Here is an 18546-nt window from a genome sequence, read left to right as displayed (position 1 = left end):
TTCTGGGCGCTGAAAACGGCGGCTGCTCAGCAATCGATGATTAAGAACGTACGACGCCGGCCGGCCACCTTGCGAGGGTGACCGGCCGGCGTCGTTTGTGCGTGGAGCGGACTCCTTGGCGGCTGCCTATTTAGCGGCCCCCACTTAAGGGTTCCTCTATTTGGCCGCTGCCTACTAGATCGCCTGTGTTACTTGGCGGCTGAGAGCAGCTCGGCGCGGACCGTCCTGGTGGCGGTGACCAGGTTACGCAGGGACTCTTCAGTCTCGGCGTAGCCGCGCGTCTTCAGGCCGCAGTCCGGGTTGACCCAGAGCTGGCGGGACGGGACGTGCTCGACGGCGGTGCTGAGCAGTTCGGTGACTTCCTGCTCGCCCGGGACGCGGGGCGAGTGGATGTCGTAAACGCCCGGGCCCACGCCGCGGCCGAAGCCGTGGGACTCGAGGTCGTGGACGACCTCCATGCGGGAGCGGGCGGCCTCGATCGAGGTGACGTCGGCGTCGAGGCCGTCGATCGCGTCGATGATGGCGCCGAACTCGGAGTAGCACAGGTGAGTGTGGACCTGGGTGGCGTCCGCGGCTCCGGCGGTGGCGAGGCGGAAGGACTTCACCGACCAGTCCAGGTACGCGGCCTGGTCGGCCTTGCGCAGCGGCAGGAGCTCGCGGAGCGCCGGCTCGTCCACCTGGATGACCTTGATGCCGGCCGCTTCGAGATCGGCGATCTCGTCGCGGAGGGCCAGCGCCACCTGGTTGGCGGTCTCGCCGAGCGGCTGGTCATCGCGGACGAAGGACCAGGCCAGGATGGTGACCGGGCCGGTAAGCATGCCCTTCATCGGCTTGCTGGTCAGGGACTGCGCGTACTCGGCCCACTTCACCGTGATCGGGGCGCTGCGGGTGACATCGCCCCACAGGATGGACGGGCGGGTGCAGCGCGAGCCGTAGGACTGGACCCAGCCGTGGACGGTGACGTCGAAGCCTTCGAGGTTCTCGGCGAAGTACTGGACCATGTCGTTGCGCTCGGGCTCGCCGTGGACCAGGACGTCGAAGCCGAGCTCTTCCTGCAGCTGAACGACGCGCTTGATCTCGTCCTTCATGAGCTGCTCGTACTGCTCCGTGGTGAGGTCGCCGCGGTTGGCGCGGGCCCGGGCGGTGCGGATTTCCGAGGTCTGCGGGAAGGAGCCGATGGTGGTGGTGGGCAGCGGCGGCAGGTGCAGCGCCTTCTCCTGGGCTGCCTCGCGGACGGCGTAGGCGGAGCGGTTGAAGTCGGCGCCGGTCAGGGCGGCGGTGCGGGCGCGCACGTCGCCGCGGCGGACGCCTTCGGCCTCGGCGCGGGAGGCGATGACGCGGGTGGCCTCGTCGATGGCGGGCTGGACGGCTGCCTCGTCGCCCAGCAGACCGGCGAGGTTGACGACTTCAACGGCCTTCTGGTCGGCGAAGGCCAGCCAGCTGCGCAGCTGCTCGGAGAGCTGGACTTCCTCGTCGACGTCGTGCGGGACGTGCTGGGTGGAGGTGGAGGTGCTGATGGCCAGCTTGGCCACCGACTTCTTCAGTTCGGCGATCTTCTTCGCGGAGGCGGCGAGGTCGTTGCGCCAGATGTTGTGGCCGTCCACGACGCCGGCGACGAGGGTCTTGTTGCCCAGCGCGGCCAGGGCCGCGGCGGACGGGACCTCGCCCTTGAAGACGTCCAGGTGCAGGGCGTCGATGCCGGTGGCGGCAAGGGTGCCGAGCTGGCCGTTGAGCGCGCCGTACGGGGTGGAGACGAAAAGCTGCGGGCGCTGGGCCGCGGCGGCCAGGGCCTCGTAGGAGCGGGCGACGGCGGCCTGGATTTCCACGGCCGGGGTGTCCTGGTCCACCACGAGGGCGGGCTCGTCGAGCTGGACCCAGCTGGCGCCGGCGGCGGCGAGCTTCTGAAGCAGCGCGGTGTAGACGGGGAGGATGTCCTCCAGGCGGGACAGCGGGCTGAAGCCGGCCGGGGCTTCGTCGGAGGCCTTGCTTAGCAGCAGGAACGTGACCGGGCCGACGATGTACGGGCGGGTCTCGACGCCGTTGGCGAGGGCGTATTCGAATTCCTCCACGATGCGGTTGGAGGTCAGCGCGAAGCTGGTTTCCGGGCCGATTTCCGGCACGAGGTAGTGGTAGTTGGTGTCGAACCACTTGGTCATTTCCAGCGGCTGCTGGTCCTTATTGCCGCGGGCCAGGGTGAAGTAGCCGTCGATGTCGAGCTGGCCCTGCGCGTTGAGGAGGTTCCCGAAGCGGGCCGGCACGGCGCCGAGGTGGGCGGCGGCGTCGAGCACCTGGTCGTAGTAGGAGAAGGTGCCGGGGACGGCGGCGGCTTCGGTCAGGCCCAGGCCCTGGAGGCGCTTGGCCGTGCCGAGCTGGATTTCCTTGGCGGCAGCGTCCAGGGCTGCGGCGTCGATTTTGCCGGCCCAGTAGGCCTCGACGGCCTTCTTGAGTTCGCGGCGGCGGCCGATGCGCGGGTAGCCGAGGATCGAGGCGGACGGGAAGGGGGTGATGGGAAGTTCAGTCATGGGAAGTCCTTGGTGTTGGTGGTTCTGTACGGGGGGAAGTTGTTGTGCCTAGCTGGCGAGCTGGCCGCTGGCGGCGCTCCGGGATGCGTTGATGCGGCCGGCGCCGTGCCGGTTGCCGCTGTTCTTGTTGCCGCTGTTCTTGTTGCCGCGGTGCGGCCGGGGCAGGGCGAGTTTGTCCAGCACGTCCAGGGCCGCGGCGTGCTCATTGAACGTGTAGAGGTGGATGCCGGGGGCTCCGGCGTCCAGGGCTGCGTTGGCGAGATCAACGGTGGCGCTGACCCCGATCCGGGTCCGGTCGGCGTCGGTATCGGCAGCCGCGAGGCGTTCGATGAGTTCCGGGGCCGGTTCCACGCCGGTCAGTTCGCCGAGCCGGGCGAGCCGCCGGAGGCTGGTCAGCGGCATGACCCCGGGAATGATCGGGATGGTCACCCCGGCCCGGCGGGCCCGGGTCAGGAGGTCGGCGTACTGTTCGGTGTGGAAGAAGACCTGGGTGATGGCGAAGTCGGCGCCGGAGCGCTGCTTGGCCAGCAGGACCTCGACGTCGTGCGCCTCGCTCGGGGATTCCGGGTGCCGGGTCGGGTAGGCGGCGACGCCGACCGCGACCCTGCCGGCGCACAGCAGTGCCGAGCGGCGCTGCTCCACGCGGCGGATGAGCTCGATCAGGTCCTGGGCGTACCGGAGCGATCCCGGCGGCGGGGTTTCTCCGTCTTTGGGCCGGTCGCCGCGGAGGGCGAGGATGCCGCGGACACCGACGTCGAGCAGTTCGCCGATGATCTCCGCCAGCTCCTGCGGGGAATTCCCCACGCAGGTCAGGTGGGCCAGGGGCCGCAGCGTCGTTTCCTGCACGAGCCGGTTGACGAGATCGACGGCGGTGCTGCGGTTCGAGCCGTTGGACCCGTAGGTCACGGACACGTAGTCCGGGTCCGTGGCTTCCAGTTCGCCGATGGTGGTCCAGAGGGATTCGGCGGCTGCGGGCGACCGCGGCGGGAACAGCTCGTAGGAAAGCGCAACAGGGGCCGCGCCGGCAAGATTGGGATGGGTATCGATAAGGCTTGGAGGTGACATTTGCGTCCTTGGCTTTGAACACTGCCGCCGGGAGATCCGGAATCCCGGAGGACCGGAACCAGAAACGGAAACTCCGTCGTCAGTGAATTGAGTTTGGGGAACACGGAGGGAACTTCAGCAGGGCGCAGCCGCGACTGTTACGCCTGATACGAAGTTGTCCGTGAGCAAATGTCAGGCCCACATGGGGGCACCCACACCCTCCTGGGCCGCCCGGGGGCAGCTTTCAGCGGAGGATCGCTGACACGTTACTGAGGTAACTTGTATAGAACTCTAAGACCCGGCCGGGGGGCCCTTCAAGTCGGCGCCCGAATTAAGACGCACCTTTACGGCCGTTTGCGGTACCGGGCAGAATAATGTTCGCCCAAGGCGCCGTTTTAGCCCCGCGCGGCCCGCTCTCCCCAACGCACCCGGTCAGGACTATCCTGTTGCCATGATTCAGCTTCCAGCCAGCTACCAGCAGTACCTCGCCGGCAAGAGCGAGAGCTTCATCAACACCGTCCGGCCCGTCCTCATGCAGTCGGCCGCAGAGAGGTTGCACGGGGTCCGGATTCTCGTGCTTCCGCATGGCCACCAGGCGCATCTGGATGACACCATCCCGTATGGGACGGTGGTTGAGGACATCGACTGACGCCCGGTCAGCCCCTGCCTAGTCCCCCAGGAGCAGCCGCTGGGAGCGCGGGGCCAGCGTGTGTTCAAGCACCAGGCAGGCCGCGCCGACCGCGCCGACGTCCTCGCCTACCCCTGTGCCCACGACTTCGATCCCATGGATCCTCCGGGTGGCACTGTTCGCCTCGACCAGGCCGGGAATTAGCTCGAGGTAGGCCGCTGAGAGGCATGTCCAGAACGGGCCGCCGAACACTACCCGGTCCACGTCCAGGGCGTTGGTGACGACCGACACCGCACGGGCCACGAGCACTGCGGACCCTCGAATGATTTCCCTGGCTTCGTGGTTGCCGGCGTCGGCGATCGCGCACAACTCGGCGAACCGTTCCTGAACTGCCGGTGCGCTCCTGTCCTGGAGTGAACCATCCAATATCCCGGCCGCTTCGGCCTGCGCCACGAGGACCTGCGGGATGGCGGAGGACTTCACGCATCCGTGCTGCCCGCAGTCGCAGAGGGCGCCGCCCGGGTCGACGACGATGTGCCCAATTTCCCCGGCGTTGCCCGAGGTCCCGCGGACGACTTCGTCATTAAGGACGATCCCGCAGCCGATCCCGGTCCCCATGTACATGAAGACAAAACTGCCCTCTCCGCTGGGGCCGCCGGCCCAGGTTTCGGCCACGGCTGCGCTGGTGACATCCTTGTCCATGAGCGTGGACAGGCCCGTGGCTTCCGCGAGGGCATCCCGCAGCCCCACGTGGTCCCAACCCGGCAGCAGCGGCGGGTCCACGACGGCGCCCTCGTTGAGGTCGATGGGGCCCGGCGACGCAACCCCGAGCCCGGCGATCCGGTCCGGGTCCACCCCGGAGTCCAGGATGAGCCTCTTGATTTCGCCCGCGATGGTTTCGATGACAGCCCTGGGGTCGGTGCCGGGCGGGGTGGTGATCCGTGAGTGCCGGACGACGGCGCCGAGCAGGTCCAGCACGACGAACGTGAGGACGGCCGGGTCCAGGTGGACGCCCACGGCATACATCCCTGCGGGATTCAGCCGGAGCATGGTCCTGGGCTTGCCCGGCCCGCTGCCTTCCTTGCCTGCCTCGACGATCAGGTGCTGGTCCAGCAGGCGGCGGGAAATGTTGGAGATAGTCTGCGGCGAGAGTCCGACAATCTGGGCGAGTTCCACCCGGCTCAGCCCGCCCGGCGTGCGGCGGATGGCGTCCAAGATGACCGTGAGGTTGAAGTCGCCCATCTTCGGTAGGTTGGTCCCTCGCCTCGGCGAGGGTTGCCGGAACTCGGTCACTGATACCTCTAAACGTTTTGGCCACGCACAGCAGTTGTCAGAATCGTACGTTACGTGCAGGCGTGCGCCCACACTTGCGCTTTACTGACACAAAGTTTCTTTCGTCAAGGCCGCCGGGTGCTGGCCGTGACGGTGAATTTTGGATTCCTGCCGGCCTCGCGTGTGGGCCCGATCAGCCGTTCCAGGGCCGGCCGGTAGTGCAGGTGGCTGTTGAACACGGTCCAGAGCTCCCCGCCCGGGGCGAGCACCCTGCCGGCCGCTTCGATCAGCTTGATCCCCGCGCCGGAGTGGACCGCCGCTTCCAGGTGGAAGGGCGGGTTGAGCAGGACCAGGTCCGCGCTGGCGTCCGGGAGGGAGCTCATGGCGTCGTCCTGGAGCACGTCGATCCGTCCGTCCAGGCCGTTCGCCCGGGAGGTGGCCAAGGCTGAGTCGACGGCGGCGGCGGACCGGTCGGTGGCGGTGACGCGGGCACCGGGGTTGGCGCGGGCGTACATCGCGGCGAGGATTCCGGTGCCGCAGCCAAGGTCAACGGCATGGGTGGCGTGCGGCATCCGGGGCAGGAAGTCCAGCAGGAACCTGGTCCCGATATCCAGCCCGGTGCCGGCGAAGACGGCGCCCCGGGCGCAGACCGTGAGCCCCAGTCCGTCGTTGACCTCAGTGACCGGGAAGGGCAGCGCGGCCGGGACCGGCTTCGGGCTCCGGGCCAGCAGGAGCCTTGATTTCTGTCGCGCCAGCTGGGGCTGGACGTCGCCGAAGTAGCTTGCCAGGACGGCGTTCATGCCCAGGCTCATGTGTTTGACGCGTCCGCCCGCGACCAGCACCACCTCGGGCGCCGCGTAGCGGGCCACGGCGTCGGCGATTTCCTCAAGTTCCGCCAGGGACCGCGGCAACTGCAGCAAGACCAGGGAGGCTCCCTGCAGCAGTTCGGCGCCCAACGGGAGGTGCTCGAAGCCGCCGTCGATGCCCAGGGCCTCGGCGTTGGCCCGCAGCGCCCGTTCACCGGTGATGAGGTCCTGCTGGACCCGCACGGCCTCCGCCCCGAGCGTCAGGGCGCCGAGGGTCAGGGCACCGTACCGGTCCCCCACCACCGCGAGCCGTCCGCCGGGCTGCAGCAGGCCGGCCGCGCGCATCTCAAGGGCAGAGTCCAGCAGGAGCCTGTCCGTGGCGTCCCAGGCCTGCAGGTTGTCGGCTTCCACATCCGGGAATCTACGCAGCCGGGCAAAGAGGGATTCGAAGCTGTTGTCCGCCACGCGCGTTGTGCCGCCGTTTCTTCTCGGGCTTGGAATTTAGCTGGGGTGTTTGGAACTTTGGTACTGCACTGCAACGCGGGGTCACTTACGGCCCGTCCTGAGCGCCTGGATGGGCCGTAAGTGACCCCGCGTTGCTTTATTACGTTATCCCGGACCGGGCCAGCAGTGTGACGATTCCAGCGACGGCGGCCCGGCCGGCCCGGTTGGCGCCGATTGTGGACGAGGAAGGCCCGTAGCCGACGAGGTGGACCCGCGGCTCGGCCGCGACCTGGGTGCCGTCCATCGCGATGCCGCCGCCTGGTCCGCGCAGGTGCAGCGGGGCGAGGTGTTCGAGTTCTGCCCGGAATCCCGTGGCCCACAGGATGACCCCGGCGGCGAGGAAGCTGCCGTCGGCCAGCCGGACGCCGTCGGGTTCGATCGCGGTGAACATGGGGTGCCGGTCCAGGACGCCGCGCGCGGCGGCGGCGCGCAGGGCAGGAGTCCAGATCAGGCCCGTCACGGAGACGACGCTCTGCGGCGGCAGGCCCTGCCGCACCCGCTCCTCGACCAGGGCGACGGCGTCGTGGCCGGCCTGCCGGTCGAAGGCGGCCTCGCGCCAGACCGGTTCCCGGCGCGTGAACCATGTGGTGGTGGTGACTTTGGAGATCTCGTCGAGCAGCCCGACGGCCGAGATCCCGCCGCCGACCACGATGACATGCTGAGCGCGGAATTCGTCGGCGGACACGTAGTCGGCGACGTGCAGCTGCCGACCGCGGAAGCTGGCCCTGCCCGGATATATGGGCCAGAACGGCCGGGTCCAGGTGCCGGTTGCGTTGATGAGGGCGCGGGCAGAGAACCGTCCGCGGGAGGTTGCGATGCTCAGCCGCCCGGCCGGATCATCGTCCTCCCGGCTCACCGACTGCACCTTCACCGGCCGCTCGATCGCGAGGCCGAGGTCGTGTTCGTACCCGCCGAAATAGCGGGTGAGGAAACTGGAGCTGGCCTCGGCGGGGTCCACGTCGGGCTGCGGGATTCCCGGGAGGTCGCTGATGCCGTTCACGGTGGCCATGAGCAGGCTCTTCCACCGGTGCCGCCAGGCCCCGCCGGGCCCGTCCTCGGCGTCGAGCACGATGTAGGTCCCGGCCGGGGCCGGGCCGGCCGGGTCAGGGCCGGCAGCGTCAGCGGCGGCCGGGACGAAGCCGCGGCGCTGAAGGTGGTAGGCCGCCGACAGGCCCGCCTGGCCGGCGCCGACCACGACGACGTCGGCCGCCCGCACCGTCTCCGCGGTCACGGTCACGGTCGCGTTCCCGGTCAGATCTTCTTGACGACGCTGGACTTGAGCTGCATGGGGCCCACGCCGTCCACCTTGCAGTCGATGTCGTGGTCGCCGACACCGTTGACCAGGCGGATGCCGCGGACCTTGGTGCCGACCTTGATGACGGTGGAGCTTCCTTTGATTTTCAGGTCCTTGACCACGGTGACGGTGTCGCCGTCGGCGAGGACGTTACCTACCGCGTCCTTGATGACGGCGGCCGCTGGGGCGTCGGCTTCTGTGTCAGTCGTCGCGGACGCGGACCATTCGTGCGCGCACTCCGGGCAGACCAGGAGCGCCCCCATTTCGTAGGTGTATTCGCTGGAGCATTCGGGGCACGGGGGCAGGGAGTCGTTCACCCGACCAAGTTTAGTCGCCGCTGGTGCCCGCCCGTGCTGGCCGCCTTTTCTCGCCCGTAGTGTCCGTCGTATTGTCCACCGCGGGTGGAGTGCCTTAGAACGGGTTCAGCAGGCGGTCCACGAACTGCCGCGTGCGTTCCTCCCGCGGGTCCCGCAGCACAGTGTCGGGGTGGCCGCGTTCGACCACCACGCCGCCGTCCATGAAGATGACCTCGTCGGCCACCTGACGGGCGAACGCGAGCTCGTGGGTGACCACCACCATGGTCCAGCCTTCGTCGGCGAGTTCCTTGATGACGGCCAGGACCTCGCCCACGAGCTCGGGGTCCAGCGCAGAGGTGGGCTCGTCGAAGAGCAGCAACTGCGGGCGCAGGGCGAGGGCACGCACAATGCCGACGCGCTGCTGCTGGCCGCCGGAGAGCTCGAAGGGGTAGCTGTTCTCCTTGCCGGTCAGGCCGACCCGGGCCAACAGGTCCCTGGCCTCCTGGATCGCCTCCGCCTTGGGCCGCTTCTGCACCTGGACCGGGCCCTCGATCACGTTCTCCAGGACGGTCTTGTGCGGGAAGAGGTTGTAGTGCTGGAACACCATGGCGCTGCGGTCCCGCAAGGCGAGCACCTGCTTCTTCGCCACCGGTGTGGCAAAGTCCACGGTCAGTTGCCCCGCGAATTCGGCGACGCCGGCGTCGGGCACTTCGAGGCCGTTCAGGCAGCGCAGGACTGTCGTTTTTCCTGATCCGGACGGCCCGATCAACGTGACCACTTCGCCGCGGCGGACTTCAAGGTCGATGGATTTGAGCACTTCGTGCTGGCCGAACGCCTTGCGCAGGCCCGTGACGGTCAGGAGCGGCTCGTCCGGGACAGGAACATCGGAGGGTTGCGGTTCAGTGGGCGACATAGCGGTCCAATCTCTTCTCCAGGGCGGACTGTCCGCTGGCGAGAACGAGGCAGATGATCCAGTAGATCACGGCTGCTTCCAGATACAGCAGCATGAACTCCTGGCTGAAGGCTGCCACCTGCTGCGCCACGCGGAACAGTTCGGTGACGAGGATCAGCGACGCCAGCGAGGTGTCCTTGACCAGGCTGATGAAGGTGTTGGACAGTGGCGGAACCGAGACCCGGGCGGCCTGCGGCAGGATGATCCGCACGAGCGTCTGCCGGCGCGACATTCCGATGGTGTGGCCGGCCTCCCACTGGCCCTTCGGAACGGACAGGATGGCCGCCCGGATGACCTCAGCGGCATAGCCGCCGACGTTCAGGGAGAACGCGATGATGGCGCTGGGCCAGGGGCTGATGGTGATTCCGACGGAGGGCAGCCCGTAGAAAATGACGAACAGCTGGACCAGGAGCGGGGTTCCGCGGATGACGGAGATGTAGGTCCGCGCCACCGCGGAAACCAGGCGGTTGCGGCTCAGCCGCATGAGGGCCACCACCAGCGCCAGCAGGAGGCCCAGGCTGAAGGATGCCAGCGCCAAGGGGATGGTGCCGAAGATCGCACCCGTCAGGAGGGGGCCCAGCGATGACCACACGAGTTCCCAGTTGATGCTCATGCCCGGACGCGGCGTTTCTCTGCGGCGTGCACAGGGCTACTTCGAGACGTCGGCGTCGAAGTACTTCTGGGAGATCTTCGTCAGGGTGCCGTCGGCCGCCAGCTCGCCGAGGGCCTTGTTGATGGCGTCGGTCAGGCTGGTCGATCCCTTGCGCAGGGCGAACGCGCTCAGCGACTTGTCAGTGGTCTCGGCAGCAATCTTGATGCCGGTGTCGTGGTCGGTCTTCTGGTAGTCCAAGTAGGTCAGCTTGTCGTTGATGGTGGCATCGACACGGCCCTGCTTGAGCAGTGTGATCGCCTGCGCCCAGCCCTCGACGGCCTCGACGTTCGCGCCGCTCTGCTGCGCCAGCTTGTACCAGTTGCTCGTCAGGGACTGCGCCGTGGTCTTGCCATTGAGGTCCTCAAAGGAGTGGATGCTGTCGTTGTCCGACTTGGTGACGACGACGCCGGTGCTCACCGTGTAGGGGGTGGAGAAGTCATACTTCGCTTTGCGCTCATCGGTGATGGAAACCTGGTTCGCGACGACGTCGAACCGCTTGGCGTCGAGGCCGGCGAAGATGGCGTCGAACTGCGTCTCCTGGAAGGCCGGCTTGACGCCCAGCTTCCCGGCAACGGCGTTGATGATCTCGACGTCGTAGCCCGTCAGCTCACCGCTGCCGTTGGCATGGAACGTGAAGGGCTTGTAGGTGCCTTCCGTGCCGACCTTGAGCACGCCTGCGCTCTTGACGTCGCTGAGGGAGGTGTCCGCACCCGCTGCCGGCGCTGAGCTGGCCGGGGTGGTCGACGCCGACCCGCAGCCTGCCAGGGCGAGTCCTGCGGCAGCAATGAGGCCGATAACGGAAAGTCGTGTGCGCTTCATGATGTTCCTTAGTCGTGGAGCCGGAAATGGCCTTCCAGCTATGCCGCATGGCGGCTGTCTCCTAGCGACGATAGCAAGGTCCCGCTCAGGGTGGAGAGCCTAAATGACAGTTTATGACGTCGGGTCATGAGACGGTCTTGACGGATGCAACTTCTGAAGGCAGGCACCTGTGCGGGGCACGAAAAAGGGAACCACCGCCTCGCGGTGATTCCCTTTCTGGTGGAGCTGAGGGGACTCGAACCCCTGACCCCCTGCATGCCATGCAGGTGCGCTACCAGCTGCGCCACAGCCCCTCATTTGCCCGGAAGTTTCGTCCTCCCTGAAGCAACCTGAATAGCCTAAACCACAAATCGCGTTCGCGCTAATCGGCGCGAAGGCTCATGGAAAAGGTTCGTTGACTTCCAGGTCCTGGCCCGGATCCTGGCACAAAAAATCCGCCGGAATCTTTCGATTCCGGCGGATTATCCGGTGGAGCTGAGGGGACTCGAACCCCTGACCCCCTGCATGCCATGCAGGTGCGCTACCAGCTGCGCCACAGCCCCGAATTTTCGTTGCTCCGAGCATGTCTGCTGACGTGCCAAGCTCTGGTTTTTTTGTCCGGATCTCTCCGAAGCAACTCAAATATCTTAGACCAGTCCTTCGGAAAATTCCAAATCGGGCATATTCGGCTCTTTTAGCGTCCGGACGTGGTCTGAGCGCGGGTGGCTACTCCGTGTCGGTGCCGGCGGTGGCCTTGGCGGAGGCGTCGTCGCCGAGCTGCAGATCGACGACGGGGCAGTCCTTCCACAGGCGCTCGAGGGCGTAGAACACGCGGTCTTCCTCGTGCTGGACGTGGATGACGACGTTGGAGTAGTCCAGCAGCACCCAGCGACCGCCGGAGCGGCCCTCGCGGCGGACAGGCTTCTGGTCAAACTTGGAGAGTTCGTCCTCGATGCCGTCCACGATCGCGTTGACCTGGCGTTCGCTCGGGGCCGAGGCAATCAGAAAGACGTCGGCCAGGGCCAGCCGTTCGCTGACGTCCAGGGCCACGATGTCCTCGGCAAGCTTCTCCGAGGCAGCGCGGGCTGCGTGGCGGGCGGTAGTGATGGATGAATCGGTTGCAGTCACGGGACTCCTTGTAGTGATGAAAAACTATGGTGATGAAAATGTGGGCGCCGGTGGCGGCCTGAGACCTAGTGGGCCAGCCCGGTGACGATCAGCGTGATGCCGGCGATGAGGGCAACAATCCCCAGCGCCAGGACGCCGAGCTGGAGCATGCGCAGGCGGCGCGCACGGCCCAGCCCGGCGGTGTCGGCATCCAGGGGTTCCAGCCCGTAGGCGGCATTCGCGGCTACGGGTTCCCCGCCCACGAATCGTTCGTCGGCCTCCCCCGCGGAAATTGCTGCGCTTGCCGCGTTTGCAGGCCTAGCCGTTCCGGCTTTGGCGGCTGCTTCCGCCCGGGCCAGGACGCCGGATCTGCCAGCGGCAGAACCCGTAGCAGGACCTGCGGCCTTCTGGCGGGAACTGCCCGGCCGCCGCAGGCCGGGCTTCCGTGGCGCGTCCACGCGAGGACCCGGGTTGGTGACAACCGGGACATACGACGTGGCAGGGCGCTTCATGACGGGCCGCTCCACGCCGGGGATCTTCTCAAATTCCAAGGGGGTGACCATGGCCAGGTTGTTGGCCGTGGTCGGATCGTTGCGAGGCGCCGCCGGCTGGCTGTTTTGTTCGGCAAGCTTCTGCTTGGCGGCGGCGCGGCGGTTCAGGATCGCGGCGCGCTCGGCGAGGGCGATCTGCTCGGCCAGGACGGCCGGATCAACGGCATCCGGATCCGTGGCCGCAATGTGTTCCATCTTGGCCACTTGGTTCTTGGCCTGCTCCGCGAGGAGCTCGCGGGCGGCCAGCGCCTGCTCCACGGTCATGCCCTCGGGCGTCGTGCCGCCCGGTCCGGCGCCGTCGGCCGCGGGGGCCTTGGGTGCAGCGGGCGCATTGGGCGCCGGGGCAGCCGACACAGCCGGGGACGTGCCCTTCGGGGCAGCATCCTTCGAAGCAGCGCCCTTCGAGGCGGCGTCAGTAGGTGCGGTGTCCTTCCCGGCCGGGGAAACCACCGGGGTGGCCCGCGTCCGCGGCGACACCGGAACAATGGTGTTGGCCTGGGTGGCCGGGGCGGTTTCGGTCGCCAGCTCCAAAAGCCTCAACTGGCGTCGCGTGGGCGGCCCGCCGCCGGCCAGCTGGCCTTCCTTTTCTGCGAGTTCCTTGATGGTGCGCAGTGCGGCGCGGTCCCGCGCCCGGACCTGGGAAGACCGCTCCGTGCCGGCAGACACAGAGTCAGCGCGCACAGAGTCCACCGGGGCGTCGGCGACGCGACGGCTCCGGCCAGTGATTTCGGCCTCCGTCGGCTCGCCCGGGCCTGGAGTTTCCAGGCGTTCATCTCTGGCCTGCCGCAATTCGCGGCGGCTGCGGATGGGAGGCTGTTCCTGACTCATAGCAAACTCATTCAGTGCTGGCTGGTTGGGTTATCTCAAAGGCTGGATCGTGCTGTGCGGGGTCAGTTCCTGCCGCGCTGTTTCCGGCGTTGGCGGTCCCGGCATGTCCGGCTTCAAGGCGGTCGGCGTCGGGGCTGGCGTGGTACAGGCCGTACTTGGCGATGTACTGGACCACCCCGTCCGGCACGAGGTACCAGACCGGGTTTCCTTCGGCCACCCTCGTGCGGCAATCCGTGGAGGAAATGGCCATGGCCGGGACCTCCAGGAGGCTGACGTCCTTGCGGCCCATGCCGTCCAGGACGTGGCCCGGCCGGGTAACGCCCACGAAGTGCGCGAGGGACCAGAGTTCATCGATGTCTTTCCAGGACAAAATCTGGGCCAGGGCGTCCGCGCCGGTGATGAAGAACAGATCGGCGTCCGGACGCAGGGTCCGCAGGTCACGCAGGGTGTCGATCGTATAGGTCGGTCCCGGACGGTCCACGTCCACCCGGCTCACGGTGAAGCGCGGGTTCGAGGCCGTGGCGATGACTGTCATGAGATACCGGTGCTCGGCTTCGCTGACCTTCTTGGCCATCTTCTGCCAGGGCTGGCCGGTGGGCACGAACACGACTTCGTCGAGGTCGAACTTGGCCGCGACCTCACTGGCCGCGACAAGGTGTCCGTGGTGGATGGGATCGAACGTGCCGCCCATCACACCCAGACGCAGGCGGCGCTGGGCGCCGCGCTGCTTCGTGGGGGCGGAAATATTAGTGACCTTGGCCGTGATCGTGCTTGTTCGGGTGCTGGCGGTGCGGGTCCGCGTGCTCCTCGACGGCCGCGTGGCGCCGGCCCAGGTTGGAGTAGGACAGCGTGATCAGCAGCAGAACCACCAGGATCGCGAACATGGTGCCGCCAATGACAAACGGCGGTGCAATGAGCGGTGCGAGTTCCTCGTGGCCCGATTCGCCGGCGGCGGCGACGAAAGTGGCGATCTGCTGCGACAGCATGTTCTCCCCTAGTGAGTTCAAAATGTGACGACGGCGGAGGTGTCCGCCGTTCCGGTCTTCCGTTCCATGTTACAGCGTTGCTAGCCCCGGATCTGGCCCTCGCCCTGCACGATCCACTTGGTCGTGGTCAGCTCGGTCAGTCCCATGGGGCCGCGGGCATGGAGTTTTTGGGTGGAAATCCCCACTTCGGCGCCGAGGCCGAGCTCGCCGCCGTCGGTGAAGCGGGTGGAGGCGTTCACGATCACGGCGGCCGAATCGACATCGGCGATGAAGCGCTCGGCGTTGGCGAGGTCGTTGGTCAGGATCGCCTCGGTGTGGCCGGTGGACCACTTGCGGATGTGCCTGACGGCCTCGTCCAGGCTGTCCACCATGGCCACCGCCAGGTCCAGGTTCATGTATTCGGTGGCCCAGTCATCCTCCGTGGCCGGCACGGTCTGGACCGAGGCCGGCAGGGCGGCGCGGATCCGCTGGTCCACGTGCAGGGTGACCCCGGCGGCCCGCAACGCGGCGGCGACCGCGGGAAGAACGGTGGACTTGGAGTGCACCAGGAGCGTTTCGACGGTGTTGCAGACGCTGGGCCGCTGGGTCTTGGCGTTGAGGAGGATGTCCACGGCCATTTCCTCGCTGGCGGAAGCGTCCAGGAAGATATGGACGTTGCCTTCACCGGTCTCGATGACCGGTACGGAGGAGTTCGTCACAACGGCCTGGATGAGCTCGCGGCCGCCGCGGGGAATGAGCACGTCCACCCGGCCGCGCGCCCGCATGAGCGCGTTGGCGCCGTCGCGGCCGTACTGGTCCACGGTCTGGACGGCGTCGGCGGGCAGGCCAACCGATTCCAGCGCATCCCGGAGGATGGTGATCAGGGCGGCGTTGGTGGCAGCGGCGGCGGATCCGCCGCGCAGGATGACGGCGTTGCCGCTCTTGAGGGCCAGCCCGGCGATGTCGACCGTGACGTTCGGGCGGGCCTCATAGATCGCGGCCACCACGCCCATGGGTACGTTGATCTGGCGCAGGCGCAGACCGTTGGGGAGGGTTTGGCCCCGCACGACGTTTCCTACGGGATCGGGCAGGGTGGCGAGGTTTTCGAGTGCGGCGGCGAGGGCCGTGATGCGTGAGTCGGTCAGCGTCAGGCGGTCCAGCAGGGCGGCGCTGGTGCCGGCGGCCCGGCCGGCCGCGACGTCCTTGGCGTTGGCGGCCAGGATCTGGTGCTTGTGTTCCACCAACGCCTTGCCGATGGCGCGCAGGCCCCGGTCCTTCCAGGCCCGGTTGGCACGCGCCATCTTGTGGGCAGCGTTCCGCGAGCGGTCTGCGATCGCGTGGACGGCCGCCTCGGTCTCTGTTGCCGTGCCAGGGGCCGCCGCCGGATCCGGGGCCGCGGCGAACCCTTGGGCGGGCGCGGTGTTACCGGCGGGAACGGTGCCGGCAGGCACATCAGTCACGGCAGCGGAAGTCAGGGCCTCAGTCATGCTTCCAGTTTAGGCGTCGGGGGAACCTAGACCAGCACCAGGTCGTCAACATGAACAACTTCGCGGTCATATCCGCGGCCCAGTGCCTTGCCGAGCTCATGGGTGGACCGGCCCAGCATTTGGGGCAGCTCGGCGGCCGAATAGTTGACCAGCCCGCGGGCAATCACAGTGTTGTCCACTGACACCATCTCCACGGCGTCACCGGCCTCGAAGTCGCCCTTCACCGCGGCGATTCCGGCCGGCAGGAGCGAGGTGCGGCGGTCGCGGACGGCCTTGACCGCGCCGTCGTCGAGCACCAGGGTGCCGCGCACGGATGCCAGGTGGGCCAGCCACAGGAGCCGGATCGGCTTGCGCGCGCCGCTGACGGAGAACCACGTGCCCACGTCCTCGCCGGCCAGCGCGGCGGCCGCATTGGCCGTGGATGTTACGAGGGCGTGGATGCCCGAACCGGCGGCGATGCTCGCGGCTTCGACCTTGGTGACCATGCCGCCCGTGCCCACGCCGGCCTTGCCGGTGCTGCCGATCGAGACGCCGTCGAGGTCGTGGGGGCCGGAGACGTGCGGAATCCGCTTGGCGCCGTGCGACGGCGGGCCGTCGTACAGGGAGTCGACGTCGGAGAGCAGCACGAGCGCGTCGGCGCGGACCAGGTGTGCCACCAGGGCCGCGAGGCGGTCGTTGTCGCCAAAGCGGATCTCGTGCGTGGCTACGGTGTCGTTTTCGTTGACCACCGGGACAACGCCGAGGTTCAGCAGCCGGTCCAGCGCGCGGAACGCGTTGGTGTGCTGGCTGCGGCGCATGAAGTCATCGGCGGTCAGCAGCACCTGGCTGACGGTGACCCCGTGCGCGCCGAAGGCGTGGGTGTAGCGGGCCATCAGCAGGCCCTGGCCTACGCTGGCCGCAGCCTGCTGGGTGGCGAGGTCGCGGGGGCGCTTCTCGAGGCCGAGCGGGGCGAGGCCGGCGGCGATCGCACCGGAGGACACCAGGATGATCTCCGCGCCCGCATTGCGCTTGTGCGCCAGGGCGTCGGCGAGCCCGGTCAGGGCCTCTTCGGAGATCCCGCCCTTGATGGAGGTCAGCGAGGACGAGCCGACCTTGACCACAATCCGGCGGGCCCCGGACAGCGCGGTGCGGTCCGGGGCGGTGATGGTCTGGGCCTTGAGCGGCTGGGACCGGTGCTCGACGACGGTCTTACTCGTCATCGGCTTCGCCCAGTCCACTCTCCTTGAGCGGCTGCCGCGCGCGGCGGCTGCTGACGGATTCGGTCCAGATGCCGGCCTTGCGTTCGGCTTCGAGCTCGGCGCGGGCGGCGGCCTTGGCGTCGCGGCGTTCCTGCTGTTCGTCGCGCTTCTGGCCACGCGTCGGGCGGTCGCCGATGTCGGCGAAGCGCACGTCGGTGCCGCGGGGCGAGGCGAGCAGCTCGGCACCGGCCATCATGGTCGGCTGCCAGTCGAAGACGACGCCGTCGTCCTCGCCGATGACCACCATGTCGCCCGGCTTGGCGCCCTGCTTGAACAGTTCATTTTCAACGCCGAGCTTGGCCAGGCGGTCGGCGAGGTAGCCGATCGCTTCCTCGTTGGTGAAGTCGGTCTGCTTGACCCAGCGCACGGGCTTGTCGCCCAGGACGCGGAAGAGCGGCTCGAGGTTCTTTTCCTCGCGGCGGATCGTGAAGCCGGTCTCGTTGACGGCGCGGGGGCGCAGGACCGGGGCGTGCACCTTCGGCGGGGTCGCGGCGACGGCGTCGCGGGCCGCCTTGACGATTTCGGCCATGGCGAAGCCGAGCTGGCGGAGGCCTTCGTGACTCGTCGCCGAGATTTCGAAGACCTTGTAGCCCCGGGATTCAAGTTCCGGGCGGACGAACTCGGCCATGTCCTTGCCGTCGGGCAGGTCGACCTTGTTCAGGGCCACGAGGCGGGGGCGGTGGTTCAGCGGAACGACTTCGCCGTCGGACCCGCTGTAGCTCATGTCCACGGCGTATTTCTCCAGCTCGGCCTCGATGATGGCGAGGTCGGAGAGCGGATCGCGGTCCGATTCGAGCGTGCCGCAGTCCAGCACGTGCACCAGGGCGGCGCACCGCTCGACGTGGCGCAGGAAGTGGTGGCCGAGGCCCTTGCCTTCGCTGGCGCCCTCGATCAGGCCGGGGACGTCGGCAATGGTGAAGCGGACCTCGCCGGCCTGGACGACGCCCAGGTTGGGGATGAGGGTGGTGAAGGGATAGTCCGCGATCTTGGGCCGGGCGGCGGACATGGCGGCGATCAGGCTGGACTTGCCGGCGGAGGGGAAGCCGACCAGGGCGATGTCGGCGATGGACTTCAGTTCCAGGACAACGTCGCTGGATTCGCCTTCGATGCCGAGCAGCGCGAAGCCGGGCGCGCGGCGCTTCTGGGAGGACAGTGAGGCGTTGCCGAGGCCGCCAATGCCGCCGGCGGCGGCGATGTATTCGTCGCCTTCGGCCACGAGGTCGGCGATGACTTCGCCGGACTTGGACTTCACCACGGTGCCCACCGGGACCGGAAGGATCAGGGTTTCGCCGTTCTTGCCGCCGCGCCAGTCGCCCATGCCGGGGCCGCCGTTGGTGGCGTGCCGGTGGGGCGCGTGGTGGTAGTCGAGCAAGGTGGTGGTCTGGGGGTCCACGCGCAGGATGACGTCGCCGCCGTTGCCGCCGTTGCCGCCGTCGGGACCGCCGAGGGGCTTGAACTTCTCGCGGTGGACGGAGACACAGCCGTGGCCGCCGGTACCGCCGGATACGTGCAGTACTACCCGGTCTACAAAGCTCGCCACGTGGATCTCCTCAGTGCTGTTCCCCGGACCCCCAAAGAGGCCCAAGATGATTGTAATGCGGT

General features: G+C 67.9%; 17 protein-coding genes and 2 tRNA genes. 1 reads left to right on the top strand and 18 read right to left on the bottom strand.

The window, feature by feature from the left end; all coding sequences use genetic code 11:
- Positions 1-188 precede the first annotated feature (188 nt).
- Together metE and AC1DXI_RS07725 are read right to left on the bottom strand one after the other, a co-directional pair.
- On the bottom strand, positions 189-2522 hold the full coding sequence (gene metE, locus AC1DXI_RS07730; protein WP_476938106.1) for a 5-methyltetrahydropteroyltriglutamate--homocysteine S-methyltransferase: 2334 nt from the start codon (positions 2520-2522) through the stop codon (positions 189-191).
- Positions 2523-2570: 48 nt separating this feature from the next.
- The gene (locus AC1DXI_RS07725; RefSeq protein WP_476938105.1) at positions 2571-3587 is read right to left on the bottom strand and encodes a methylenetetrahydrofolate reductase; all 1017 of its coding nucleotides are present in this window, start codon (positions 3585-3587) and stop codon (positions 2571-2573) included.
- A gap of 430 nt (positions 3588-4017) precedes the next feature.
- Here AC1DXI_RS07725 and AC1DXI_RS07720 point away from each other — a divergent pair, with 430 nt between their 5' ends.
- The gene (locus tag AC1DXI_RS07720; protein ID WP_018773338.1) at positions 4018-4215 is read left to right on the top strand and encodes a hypothetical protein; all 198 of its coding nucleotides are present in this window, start codon (positions 4018-4020) and stop codon (positions 4213-4215) included.
- Between the two features lie 18 nt (positions 4216-4233).
- Here AC1DXI_RS07720 and AC1DXI_RS07715 read toward each other — a convergent pair whose 3' ends face one another.
- The 16 genes from AC1DXI_RS07715 to obgE form a co-directional block, all read right to left on the bottom strand.
- On the bottom strand, positions 4234-5436 hold the full coding sequence (locus tag AC1DXI_RS07715; RefSeq protein WP_476938104.1) for an ROK family transcriptional regulator: 1203 nt from the start codon (positions 5434-5436) through the stop codon (positions 4234-4236).
- Positions 5437-5591: 155 nt separating this feature from the next.
- Positions 5592-6737, bottom strand: coding sequence for a class I SAM-dependent methyltransferase (locus AC1DXI_RS07710; protein ID WP_476938103.1), 1146 nt, complete (start codon positions 6735-6737; stop codon positions 5592-5594).
- Positions 6738-6876: 139 nt separating this feature from the next.
- Positions 6877-8007, bottom strand: coding sequence for an NAD(P)-binding domain-containing protein (locus AC1DXI_RS07705; RefSeq protein ID WP_476938124.1), 1131 nt, complete (start codon positions 8005-8007; stop codon positions 6877-6879).
- 20 nt (positions 8008-8027) lie between these two features.
- A complete protein-coding gene (locus tag AC1DXI_RS07700) occupies positions 8028-8387 on the bottom strand; it encodes a zinc ribbon domain-containing protein YjdM (RefSeq protein ID WP_476938102.1) in 360 nt (119 codons plus the stop codon).
- Between the two features lie 94 nt (positions 8388-8481).
- Positions 8482-9279, bottom strand: a complete 798-nt coding sequence (locus AC1DXI_RS07695) for an amino acid ABC transporter ATP-binding protein (protein WP_018773343.1) — start codon at positions 9277-9279, stop codon at positions 8482-8484.
- On the bottom strand, positions 9266-9931 hold the full coding sequence (locus AC1DXI_RS07690; protein ID WP_018773344.1) for an amino acid ABC transporter permease: 666 nt from the start codon (positions 9929-9931) through the stop codon (positions 9266-9268). The genes AC1DXI_RS07695 and AC1DXI_RS07690 overlap by 14 nt, the downstream gene beginning before the upstream one ends.
- A gap of 36 nt (positions 9932-9967) precedes the next feature.
- Positions 9968-10789 carry an amino acid ABC transporter substrate-binding protein gene (locus AC1DXI_RS07685; protein ID WP_026537135.1) on the bottom strand — a complete coding sequence of 274 codons (822 nt, stop codon included), beginning with the start codon at positions 10787-10789 and terminating at the stop codon, positions 9968-9970.
- Between the two features lie 217 nt (positions 10790-11006).
- A tRNA-Ala gene (locus tag AC1DXI_RS07680) sits at positions 11007-11082 on the bottom strand.
- A gap of 176 nt (positions 11083-11258) precedes the next feature.
- A tRNA-Ala gene (locus AC1DXI_RS07675) sits at positions 11259-11331 on the bottom strand.
- Between the two features lie 163 nt (positions 11332-11494).
- Positions 11495-11896, bottom strand: coding sequence for a ribosome silencing factor (gene rsfS, locus AC1DXI_RS07670; RefSeq protein WP_018773346.1), 402 nt, complete (start codon positions 11894-11896; stop codon positions 11495-11497).
- A gap of 65 nt (positions 11897-11961) precedes the next feature.
- Positions 11962-13254, bottom strand: a complete 1293-nt coding sequence (locus AC1DXI_RS07665) for a hypothetical protein (RefSeq protein WP_476938101.1) — start codon at positions 13252-13254, stop codon at positions 11962-11964.
- 7 nt (positions 13255-13261) lie between these two features.
- On the bottom strand, positions 13262-13945 hold the full coding sequence (nadD, locus tag AC1DXI_RS07660; RefSeq protein ID WP_476938100.1) for a nicotinate-nucleotide adenylyltransferase: 684 nt from the start codon (positions 13943-13945) through the stop codon (positions 13262-13264).
- 55 nt (positions 13946-14000) lie between these two features.
- Positions 14001-14240, bottom strand: a complete 240-nt coding sequence (locus AC1DXI_RS07655) for a hypothetical protein (RefSeq protein WP_476938099.1) — start codon at positions 14238-14240, stop codon at positions 14001-14003.
- 80 nt (positions 14241-14320) lie between these two features.
- On the bottom strand, positions 14321-15706 hold the full coding sequence (locus AC1DXI_RS07650; RefSeq protein WP_476938098.1) for a glutamate-5-semialdehyde dehydrogenase: 1386 nt from the start codon (positions 15704-15706) through the stop codon (positions 14321-14323).
- Between the two features lie 26 nt (positions 15707-15732).
- Positions 15733-16905 carry a glutamate 5-kinase gene (gene proB, locus AC1DXI_RS07645; protein WP_476938097.1) on the bottom strand — a complete coding sequence of 391 codons (1173 nt, stop codon included), beginning with the start codon at positions 16903-16905 and terminating at the stop codon, positions 15733-15735.
- Complete coding sequence (obgE, locus tag AC1DXI_RS07640) at positions 16895-18484, bottom strand: GTPase ObgE (RefSeq protein ID WP_476938096.1); 1590 nt, start codon at positions 18482-18484, stop codon at positions 16895-16897. The genes proB and obgE overlap by 11 nt, the downstream gene beginning before the upstream one ends.
- Positions 18485-18546: the final 62 nt, after the last annotated feature.

Source organism: Arthrobacter sp. P1_H7 (assembly GCF_056405215.1).
Note: the sequence above shows the minus strand (reverse complement) of the source record. Positions and strands in the feature narration are given on the sequence as shown.